At 54.7% G+C, this 9963-nt stretch carries 9 protein-coding genes and 1 tRNA gene; 4 read left to right on the top strand and 6 right to left on the bottom strand.

Annotated features, from left to right (window positions below; translation table 11 throughout):
- Window positions 1-129 precede the first annotated feature (129 nt).
- Window positions 130-375, top strand: a complete 246-nt coding sequence (locus D3261_RS18980; RefSeq protein WP_120075112.1) for a hypothetical protein — start codon at window positions 130-132, stop codon at window positions 373-375.
- Between the two features lie 414 nt (window positions 376-789).
- Here D3261_RS18980 and D3261_RS18975 read toward each other — a convergent pair whose 3' ends face one another.
- From D3261_RS18975 to D3261_RS18955, 5 genes are all read right to left on the bottom strand, one after another.
- Window positions 790-1860, bottom strand: coding sequence for a hypothetical protein (locus tag D3261_RS18975; RefSeq protein WP_147465005.1), 1071 nt, complete (start codon window positions 1858-1860; stop codon window positions 790-792).
- A 932-nt stretch (window positions 1861-2792) separates the two neighbouring features.
- Window positions 2793-3248, bottom strand: a complete 456-nt coding sequence (locus D3261_RS18970) for a hypothetical protein (protein WP_120075108.1) — start codon at window positions 3246-3248, stop codon at window positions 2793-2795.
- Window positions 3245-4768: a type IV secretory system conjugative DNA transfer family protein gene (locus D3261_RS18965; RefSeq protein ID WP_158589420.1), complete on the bottom strand. Its 1524-nt coding sequence runs from the start codon at window positions 4766-4768 to the stop codon at window positions 3245-3247. Before D3261_RS18965 ends, D3261_RS18970 begins: the two co-directional genes overlap by 4 nt.
- Window positions 4765-5181: a hypothetical protein gene (locus tag D3261_RS18960; RefSeq protein WP_147465004.1), complete on the bottom strand. Its 417-nt coding sequence runs from the start codon at window positions 5179-5181 to the stop codon at window positions 4765-4767. Before D3261_RS18960 ends, D3261_RS18965 begins: the two co-directional genes overlap by 4 nt.
- Window positions 5178-5474: a hypothetical protein gene (locus tag D3261_RS18955; protein ID WP_120075102.1), complete on the bottom strand. Its 297-nt coding sequence runs from the start codon at window positions 5472-5474 to the stop codon at window positions 5178-5180. Before D3261_RS18955 ends, D3261_RS18960 begins: the two co-directional genes overlap by 4 nt.
- 381 nt (window positions 5475-5855) lie before the next feature.
- On the opposite strand from D3261_RS18955, the gene D3261_RS18950 reads away from it, so the two are divergent.
- On the top strand, window positions 5856-6200 hold the full coding sequence (locus tag D3261_RS18950) for a ribbon-helix-helix protein, CopG family (RefSeq protein WP_233554043.1): 345 nt from the start codon (window positions 5856-5858) through the stop codon (window positions 6198-6200).
- 426 nt (window positions 6201-6626) lie between these two features.
- Here the strand turns inward: D3261_RS18950 and D3261_RS19830 are convergent, their stop codons facing one another.
- Complete coding sequence (locus D3261_RS19830; RefSeq protein ID WP_147465003.1) at window positions 6627-7826, bottom strand: helix-turn-helix transcriptional regulator; 1200 nt, start codon at window positions 7824-7826, stop codon at window positions 6627-6629.
- A gap of 683 nt (window positions 7827-8509) precedes the next feature.
- Between D3261_RS19830 and D3261_RS21080 the strand changes: the two genes are divergently transcribed.
- Both D3261_RS21080 and D3261_RS18940 read left to right on the top strand, forming a co-directional pair.
- Window positions 8510-9205 (top strand): DUF3800 domain-containing protein, encoded by a 696-nt coding sequence (locus D3261_RS21080; RefSeq protein ID WP_158589419.1) that lies wholly within the window; start codon window positions 8510-8512, stop codon window positions 9203-9205.
- A gap of 309 nt (window positions 9206-9514) precedes the next feature.
- Window positions 9515-9588: transfer RNA gene (locus D3261_RS18940), tRNA-Leu, on the top strand.
- Window positions 9589-9963 lie beyond the last annotated feature (375 nt).

The raw sequence follows: 9963 nt of genomic DNA, 5'->3' as shown, positions 1-9963 counted from the left end.
CTCGCACGAATCCAGTAGCTCACACTGAATCGGGCCACGAACGACCCGGCACCGACGTTCTTTATATGTTGTTTCCAGCGAGTCACCTACTCAGAGACGCTTTTCGGCCCCCCGTGTGCAAAATGAGATATGCGGATTCGCACCGACGGCGAGTATGACTGGCGCACCGACCTCTACGACGAGACTGCCGAACGCTTCGGTGTCGGCACCAAAAGCGGCGGTATCGACGCTGCTTGTGAGTTCTCCACCCAGATGCTACGAAATCTTGAGCGCGCCGCTGAGCATCCTGACATGACCGAGGATCTCGCCGAGCTTCTCTCGACCTCGAACGTCACCCTCGAACACCGAACCGTCACTGGCCTCGAAATCGACTGACCTTCTCATTCCTCACCCTCACGGCCCCCGGTGGGGGGCCAAAGCGGACTGGCAGGATAAGTATAGTCCGCACCGTAATGCGAAGACCCCGTTGCTGGCTAGCGCGAAAAATTTTGGAAAGGCGCAATACCGAGCGAGAGGAGCCTCATCACGCCGGATTTAGAACGAGGACGAGAGCGGAGGCGAGAGCGGCACGACGGAGGAGGGCGGGCGGGAGAGAACAGCGGTAATGCGACGAACCCCTCATTCACATGGATAGTCGTGCGGTCGAGAGAGTGAGATCAGGGAGTCAGACGACACCATCGCTAGATCCCACGCCGAAATGTTACTCATCACCGAGATCAAGCCGCCGAAACCGGGGCGAAGAAGGTAGCTGTTGCTCACCGAGGCCGCGAACACGAACGCGAATCGGCGTCAGTCAGGCGGTGGGTTCCCTGAGTCTTGCCACAGCTGATAATCACGCTCCAGTGCCTCGACGCGACCCGGCATCTCGTCGCGGAGATCGTCGTCGTCGAGATACTGTGGTGCGTACATCATCGGGATCATCTCACCGCCACAGCGTTCCGTCTCTTGCTTTGGGTCATCAGGGACCCCCTCGGCTTCGGTGGGGTCGTCGAGGAACGACGGAGAGACACCGGCTGTCTCGTCCCACGTCGATCCACCGTCGGGGAGGAGGCGATCTGCTGACGAGGGTTCGAAGTCGGTCTGTGACGGACCGAGAGAGCGATCATCAGTCGGCCCGGCAAAGAGCGACACCGGTTCCGGTGACCACACCGGTTCTTCCTGCTCGCTGGGGCTGTCTTGCGGCTCTCCGTCGGGATGCACATGTGCCGAACACGACGAGCGGCGGAAATCAACGCCGAGGACGTCGTGGGAAACATCACGAGCAACCTGATCTATTTCTTCGCGGACCCCTTTGCTCGGGACGAGGTTCGCAGTCTCCCCGAACCGCCACGTAGCGGCTCGGAATTGCTCGTTATCGTCATCCCATCGGAGTCCAGTGTGAGTTCGGCAGTAGGCGGTTGCCCGGCACAGGTCCTCTTTGTCGTAGATCGAGACGCTCGATTCCTTCTTAGTAATCCGATGAATCACGATCCCGGTCTGCTCGGAGATCGCATCCGTGACAGCGCCACCTTGCACGAATCGAGAGTTGCCGATTGCATGGAAGTGCGGAGCGAAGACCAGGAACTCGTCGCGCACCGCATCCCACGACCACGAATCACTGTCGAGTCTACGGAGGATATCGGCCCACGTCAGATCACCGTCGCCGGAGGAGTGGCCGGCGACGTCGCCACGGTAGGCTTTGGCGATCCGCCACGGGTGATAATAGAGAGTCCCGGCGTCAAGGTCAACCCCGGCCAGGAGGTTCTTAGCAAGCTCTTTAGCCCGTTTTAGCGGCTGGTCGGAATCGAACCGAAGGGAGTGAGGGAGCGAGACAACGACATGATGCTGTTTATTCTTATTCGTGTTCTGTGCGACGTTCAATTTCCGCCGGAGGGCGTCTGATTTGCTGGCATCGGTCTTCGCGGAGTGGAACGCCCAGGACTCGTTACACCGGGGGCATGCCGATCGGCGGCACGACCGACCGGCCCACGTCCGTTCTAAACAATTCTCGCAGAAGCACACCGGCATATCGTCGCCGCAGTCATCATACTCCTTACCAGTGCCGGGCAGGCGCAGCTCGGGGAGCGCCGCGTCGAAGGAGCGAGCATCACGATCAGTCTCAGAGACCCAAGACGGATCGGATGGATCGCGCGACGGGTCGACACGCACTCGATGCGTTCCATCGTCATCGGTCACTTCGAACAACATTGCCGAGGCAGATGACGACCGCTGCCGGGTCGAGGAGCCATCGCGATCGTTGAATCCAGGTCCACTCACGATGACCACCTCCGCAACCGTGCCAGCCGGGTTCGCTGTGCTGTCGCGCAAGTTCGACAGTCCTGCTTACCGGGCCGCTTGCTTCGCTCGCTCTCTCGGTGGTCACCCGGCTGTGCAGGCGTGTTGATTCCGCGCGTACTCGCGCCACATGGCTTTCTCCCACGATTTCCGACCCTCCAAGCCGTCACCACAGCAACAGCGTCAGCGACACGAGAGAGGTCCGGTGGGGTCCGCCCCAACGCACCACCGGATGCGCTCGCTCCGCTCGCGGTCGGGTCAGACCCCCGTGTGAGGGGGTCTGCTTCCGCCCTGACCGCCTGTTGGCGGTTGTGGCGGTGGCTGTGCGATCGACCGATACCATCGACGGACTCAAGATGCAGGGCTGGCTTTGCTGACATGGGCAGACAGGCCCGCGTGCAATCCCTCGAAGGTGTATCCAGCACCTCGGGGGGAACCGTTCTCGGTTCGTCCCCGTCGGGTAGCTGCGGGTCTATTTTCGTCTTCCGTTCGATACCATATATAATTCGGGGTCATGCTCAACTCTCGCCCCCGGGACGATCGACGCGGATCGGGGTCATCGCGATCTCCTCGCCATCGCGGTACGCCTCGACGATGTAATCCCCGTTCGCGAGTAGGGGATCGTCACCGTTCGTATCGCCCACGAAAAATGCCTCGTCCATGGTGTGGCCGCTCGGTAATTCGACGGAACGCTGCCGGGTGGCGGGGATCACGATTGTGTCCTGCCCTCGGTGGACCCACGCAGCATGGACCGTCTCAGTGCCGTATTGCACCGCGACGAAATCAGGCTCTACATCGGGCCGGAACTCGACGGCGATATAGTCTCCATCCACCGAGGCGACCATCGGTGGTACATCCGAGGAGTTCGAACTCGACGACCCGAGCACCGCCGGGATCGACGGGACCGAGAGGCCGAGCAGCACGCCGACCATGACGAGCGTGACCGACGCACCGACAACAGACACCCGTTTCATGGGTCTTGCTCCTCGATTTTGCAGAGCCACCATCCATCTTTGGTATCGATCAGCGCCTCACCGACTCCCATATTCGTTAGTTCGCCCGAGAGCAACGGCGCTCCCGGTACTTTCGAGGTTGTGGTTGTCGTCTCGTTCTCGCTGTTGGTACTGACAGTCTTTTTCAGTAATTCAACCTCTCCGAGCGTCTCTATGGCCAAATTCGCCGTCTCGGCATCCCCAGCACGGAACATCACGCTGTTTGGCGAGTTTGCCCAAATCGAGTTTTTCATGTCACCATACGTGTCCTGCATCTGATGCGCGTCTTGTGCTACGATCATTGCTCTAACTCCTTCTGACCGTGCTTCAGAGACCATATTCTTCAGATTCCGAATCTTCGGGAGAGTGGGAACCTCATCGAGGACGAACTGTTGACGGCCCTCAGCGTCACGCGCAATCTCAAATGACCGCTCCAGAAAGAACCGCCAAAATCCGGCAGCGAAATCGTCTCCAGAGAGGTTATCGAGAACGATCACCCGATCGCCACAGTCTTGGAAATACTCAGTTAGCGATATTCTTGGCAAATCGTCATCAAATATTTCAGACATTAACAGCGGGCGAATGCGATTTAGGAGGTTTGTATAGACGGTATTCCTCTCGCTGTCGTCAAGTCCCTCCAACGGAGCCGCGACCAACTCGGCAGATTCCACCCGGTCGATTTTCTCGATAATGGCGTGGGGACCCTCCTCCAGCACATCAGGCAGACGAGCAAAATCACCGTACTCGGCGTTTGTAACGATGACCGCTGCAACCAGCATCGATCGGACCGACTCGCTCCATCCAGTCACCTTGATTTCGCGGCTAGAAAATATCCGTCCCGCAATGTTCTCCATGTCTCGGACGTTCTCGCCGGCGTCGAGAAAGGGGTCCCACCGAGCATCAGAGTCTCGAGACGAGATTGTGATGACCTCAGCATCCTTGCTCCGAAAGAACTCTGTAAACTCATTGGTTCCGTCAGGTTGCGAGATGGCATGGGCGATGATCGGCTCACCGAGTCCCCATAGAGCGAGCATCGCCATGATAAATGTTGACTTTCCTACGCCCGTCTGACCATAGATCGAGATATGGGTAGCTAGATCGAGCACAGGGTGCGCCGGTCCTTCCGGGTCGCGTTTCATGACCTTGTCAACCGGCACCTTGCTATCGTCGGATCGTCCCAGAACACGCACGAGCCTGTCGATCACCCCACTCTCGAACCTCCGTCGTCCGTCGTCCTCCTCAGAGGTCCTATCGATTCCGGCCATGAACGCAACGATACCGAGCAACACCCCGATCGGTGAGATGCGCAGCAACCGATGGACGAGACGATCCACCACCGCAACCACTAGGACAACACCGACAACACCGATCCCATCATGCAGCAGTGGAGGCAGCCCCATCCACCACGCCAGCGCCAGCTGGACGATACCGAACGCAGCGACGACCACGACCATCGCCCCGACAATCGACACGACCGGGCGACGGATCACACGCCGAATCATGGTTTGTCCTCGATGGTCTCGCCCTCGATCTGGTCGCATACTGCACCGCGAAATTCGCGTATCTCGTCAGGGCCAATCGCAATATCGGCGTTCCCCGCCTCTCCAATATGGATGTGTGAGTTGCCTGGGTTCGATGAGTGAACCGCGACCAGAAACTCCCCGTCGAGATGATCCTGTGCAGCGGATCGGGCCGCCTCAGCTAGATCCGCTCGCTCGTGTGGATGAGCAAACCCAAAGGAGTGCATCGTGGACCGCTCTTGACCAGAGATGTATTCCGCGAACGCCCACCGTTCGCTGTCCGAGGCGAGAAACCCATCCGAGGTCATCACCATCCCATCTTTGGATAGATATTCAACCAAATCATTCGCCATCTCTCGGGTGGGATGGGACTCGTTGTTAATGTCATAGTTCACGATTCATCACCCCAGTCATAGTAATCATCACCGGGGTCGCCATCGCTGGGAGCAGAGAGTTCCTCGACGATGCGATCGGCCGCCCGGTCGGCAGCCTGATCTACCATGCTCATGAGCCGCCGCTCGATCTGATATTGAGCACCGGCGGACTCTAGCCCTTCTCGCTCGATCTTCTCTGATGCTGCTTCCGCGACCCACGAGGAGATCGATCGATCCTCGCTCTCTGCCTTCGCAGAGATAGTTCGGTACTCGGCTCGCGAGACGTAGCCAGCAATCTGTTTCTTATCGGTCACGTCGAGTACCCCCGCGGCCAGTACCCACGCGGTGGGGAATCCAGCCGGGTGTCAGTCTGTGGTAGTTCACACCCCCATCTTTCTCAACGAAAGGGCGGTGTGGTATTTTGCGGTCTAGATGACCGCCGTCAGGGGATTCCGAGTATGGTATATCAGGCTTCAGTATGAGGTTTATGTGGCGTGAGCGCCGCCGGTGGCCCTTTGGGGGGCGATTATCGGGGGACATAGATCCGTTGCATGGCATCTTTTCGAGTTATTTTGGCGTCAGTAATAACACTTTTGCAGAAAAGAGCCTGTTTTTGCAATTTCGTCGTTTAGAGCGTTAAAAATCGGAATTAGTAGTGAAGGCTTAAGTGATCGACTACCGTACCGGAGGGTTCAATGGCACAGCCTTTTAAGCAATTTCTCATAATGCCCCGCCTCACGGTCAGCGTCGATGATGACGACGCCGCAATTATTGAAGAATTATCGAGTGACGGTGGCCCGTATGAATCTAAGTCAGAAGCGATGCGCGCCTGCATACAACAGTATGAACGAATCGAGGAACTAGAGCGAGAGAACGAGCGGCTACGGAACGAGAAGCGAGCAATCATTGAGCAGCGCGACGAGCACAGCGAGCTCGTCGCCTACGTCGAGGGCGAACGCGATCTCCAAGAGATGGAACGAGAGCGCCGCAATGCACCCATCTGGCGGCGCATCAAGTGGCTCATCATGGGACGCGACTAATCGGCGCGAAATCCCGCGAGCGGAGCGAGTAGGACCGTGGAGGTGGGTACGCGGTCGGGCTATGGCCGCCCCGGATGGGGCGGGACTCCCCGGCGGTTGCGGTTATTGCTCAAAAATCGCGCGCGAGAAACGTGCGCGCTGAGTTGTGGCTGACCCTAGGGATTGCTCTGAAAAGAATAGTCGCGCGTGCCGAGCGCGATTATCGTATTGCAAGACCTCGTGGGTTGATCTGGAAACAGCGCCCTCATTTCAACGGCAACACCAATTGCAAAACCTCGGTAGGTTGATCTGGAACTGGTTGGTTATTTGCCCGCCGACCATAAGTCGGTTTTGCTGGGCCGAGCGACACCGACTGCCAAAATCGGCTCAGGACGTGTCTCTAAGGTCAACCCAATCATAGCACCTCTATTAGACATGGCAAAAAGACTAGTCGTCTCCGAGATATTTGTAGGTTATAGGACCATCCGAGTCAGAGATATCAACGCCAGGTGCTTTTCTCAGAGAAGGACTAATACAATATGTCCATAAGCTGTCGAACTTGATATACTGACCAGTGTTGTCTGGTAAGCTAGATTCAAAGTCCCGCTTCATTGCAGTCCCCTCTTGCTTTAGAATATTGTAGGATAATTGCACCAATGCTTTCCGTTCTCTGAGAGCTCTGCCCTCGCCACTGAACGTATCTAGCTCATGTACCCAGTCATCAATCTCGATGTCCAGTTCTTCAGGAAGATCCTCATTTTCGTCAAAGTACCATGTGTTTCCTTTATCGGGTGAGATGACGTTCGGGGCGTCTTTCAGTGCACTCCTGATACAGTACGTCCAGAGCCCGCCGAAATCGGAATAGTGAGCCGAGTAATTTGGAAGATACTCCTCAAAGTCGTTTTTGGTGGCACTTCCATTTTCTTGAAGATAGTTATAAGCCAACTGTATCATAGCACGCTGCCTTTCGACGGAATCGCCTTCTCCAGTTGGGTGAACGTCTTGTATCCAGTCGTCAATATCGTCTAGCTGTAGTTGGCGTACAATGTCGCTATCATCGGGGAAATATTGCCAGAATCCAGTCCCACCCCGTGGAGGCTTTTCGACATCAGGTAGTTCAGATAGAGACTCTCGTAGGAAATTAACCCACTGGCGCTCTCCGCCAGTCATGCTTTTGGTGTCATCTACATGGTGTATATCTTGAGCGTATTCTTGGAGTTCGGAAGTGGTTAGCTTACCCCGGTCTTGTAACAAGCGATACGATTCTAGAACCACGTTTGCACGCTCTAGTCGGTCGGTTTTCGAGCGTCCAGGTATTGCAGTACCTACAATCTCAAGCACATCATCAGGAGATGAAATCTGTGGAGATCGCGTGGTTTTGTTCCCAGCCTCAGAGAGAGATGCATCACTCAGAGGAACCCACCAAACCCTTCCCCTTGACCCAACTTTTCGGGTTTCAAGAATATCGTCCGCCACTAATTCGTTCAACTTGTTGTGTACTGTCCGCCTGGACCAGCCAAGCTCCTCGGTGATATCGTTTGCAGTGAGTGGTTTTGCTGGGTCACTACGTGCGTCGAAGACAGAGATAGCCGCTTCAGGCGAAATCTTATCAGAATATTGTCCCCTTTGATCTCGTTCACGGTCCATACGAAGAGGATATACACACAACTGAATAAGTCTTTGCCCACGAGTGAACAGGGAGTGCATACGTCTGTAGAGGACCTGTATATTTGTGTGAATATGTCCTGTGTCTACAAGTGAATGCTTCCCTATGCATTTGAGTGTTTTTAGATAGTTATAAAATTATCCCCCCGAATATTATAGATAGGATTTTTCTCCAAATTTGCGTCTGTTTCTACTTTTTTCTAGCCGTCTTGAGGCCTGACTACTTCCCAATACACATGAGGAAATAGGACGTTACACTTGAGTGTACAGGTACATTCACACAAGTGTAGAAGTCGTATGCAGTCAAAGATTCAGGCTGGTTCATACGTGTACATACGTCCTATACCTACAAGTGTGTTGGCCACATACACACAAAGGTAATGGTCCAATTTCCACAAAGGAACACGACAAGAACGCTCTTAGCTCCTCTTGGAGAGAGATTTGCATTCGGTAAGTTGAGAAGGTAGCGCTGAGCCCGTGAAGTCTTACGAAGAGTTTTTCCAATGTCTTTTGCATTGTACAATGCGAATTAGGGATCATATGGACGCTACTCAACAAAGGCTTTAAGTCGTTCACGCTGTATTGAACAACTTGCCAATGAGGTCGACGAGTCGATTGCAAGAGAACACAGGCAACAGAGATTGTCCGCGTGGGGTCATCTAGTAGTGGGGCCTGATCTACATATTTTCGTCGACGAGAGCGGTGACTACGCACATGGGGACCGGTATGTGGTTGCTGGTTGCTGGTGCATATCACAAAACAAGCCGCAGCATATATTCGATGGTGCTCGGTCGAACTTGGCCAATCACTTACGAGATGGCTATGGTTTTCAGGGTAAGATAAAAGAGCTCAAAGGGAATCAGCTACCGAATGAGCATCTTGGAGATATCATGAATACATTTGAGCAGCACGTTTACCAAGATGGTACCATCAGCGACCCACCATACCCATGGGAGGGAACAGGCCAGCCATTTCGGTACTCTACAGAAAGTTTTCGCCCGGTTCCGTGTAAGGAGATACTCTCAAACTATATGTCGGAAGTAGATGCTCCAGGCGCGCTACAGCGACTGGCATTGATGTCTCTGCTATCACCCCTCACGGTAGCTGATCAAATAGATCTGTCTAAGGTGGATAGCGTCAATCTTACCCTCGATGCAGAAGTGTGGAGACAACCAGCAAAAGACGTAACAGATATCGTCGATCTTCCGGATGATACAGTAATCGAGTTTAGCACTCGGGACAGCAAGGCGACACCAGGGATTCAAATTGCTGATCTAGCCGCTTATGCACGGGCGAGATATCTCCGAGACGGGAGCTGTAGCTCTGCAGCAAGATTTGTTCGAGACCGCTGTTTTAGTTAGGAGTTCATGGTGGTACGCTGAGTCTCATACCCCTTCAAAGAGGGATCACTGTCTCATGTACCACCATCAGGTGGCGCTGGAAGTCTCATACCCCTTCAAAGAGGGATCACTGTCTTCCTTGCCACCTGTACAAAACCACTTAGCGACCATTCCACTTAATCGTGCCGCATGGGTCACCCCAATAGATCAGTCATAGATAGCGTAGCGACTTTTGGACGAAACCACCAGACGACGTCGCCACACAAGACTTATATGATTGTACACCATATATTGAAACCAAGTCTGACCGGTATCTGACTGGCAGACAATGGGGCTCTAACTCAGTCTGGTAGAGTAGCCCACTTAGGATGGGAAAGCCCCGGGTTCGAATCCCGGGAGCTCGAGTGGCTGGATGGTACCCAGCGAAATGGAGTCCGCTCTTGAAGGTTCGAATCCTTCGCCGCTCGCCATTACTTCCCATACATAACGAAGAACAGCCACCTCAAGAGAGTCCACCATTACTTGTAACTAAGATAGAAGCGAGCAGCATCCTTGTCAGAGCAGGTTTTAGCGTGACACCACGGGGTTGCGCGAACCGAGAACGCTGATCCTCATTTTGCACACAGAATCGACGAAACCGTGTGCAAGATTTCTCGCACGAATCCAGTAGCTCACACTGAATCGGGCCACGAACGACCCGGCACCGACGTTCTTTATATGTTGTTTCCAGCGAGTCACCTACTCAGAGACGCTTTTCGGCCCCCCGTGTGCAAAATGAG

It is taken from the genome of Halococcus sp. IIIV-5B, from assembly GCF_003602035.1.
GTDB lineage: Archaea > Halobacteriota > Halobacteria > Halobacteriales > Halococcaceae > Halococcus > Halococcus salsus.
The sequence above is the reverse complement of the archived record's forward strand: the minus strand, read 5'-3'. Positions and strand labels throughout refer to the sequence as shown.

Excerpts from the sequence above, each read along its gene's own strand:
- D3261_RS18980 (WP_120075112.1), top strand. The coding sequence starts at position 130 with ATGCGGATTCGCACCGACGGCGAGTATGACTGGCGCACCGACCTCTAC.
- D3261_RS18970 (WP_120075108.1), bottom strand. The coding sequence starts at position 3,248 with ATGAAACGGGTGTCTGTTGTCGGTGCGTCGGTCACGCTCGTCATGGTC.
- D3261_RS18965 (WP_158589420.1), bottom strand. The coding sequence starts at position 4,768 with ATGATTCGGCGTGTGATCCGTCGCCCGGTCGTGTCGATTGTCGGGGCG.
- D3261_RS18950 (WP_233554043.1), top strand. The coding sequence starts at position 5,856 with ATGGCACAGCCTTTTAAGCAATTTCTCATAATGCCCCGCCTCACGGTC.
- D3261_RS19830 (WP_147465003.1), bottom strand. The coding sequence starts at position 7,826 with ATGGACCGTGAACGAGATCAAAGGGGACAATATTCTGATAAGATTTCG.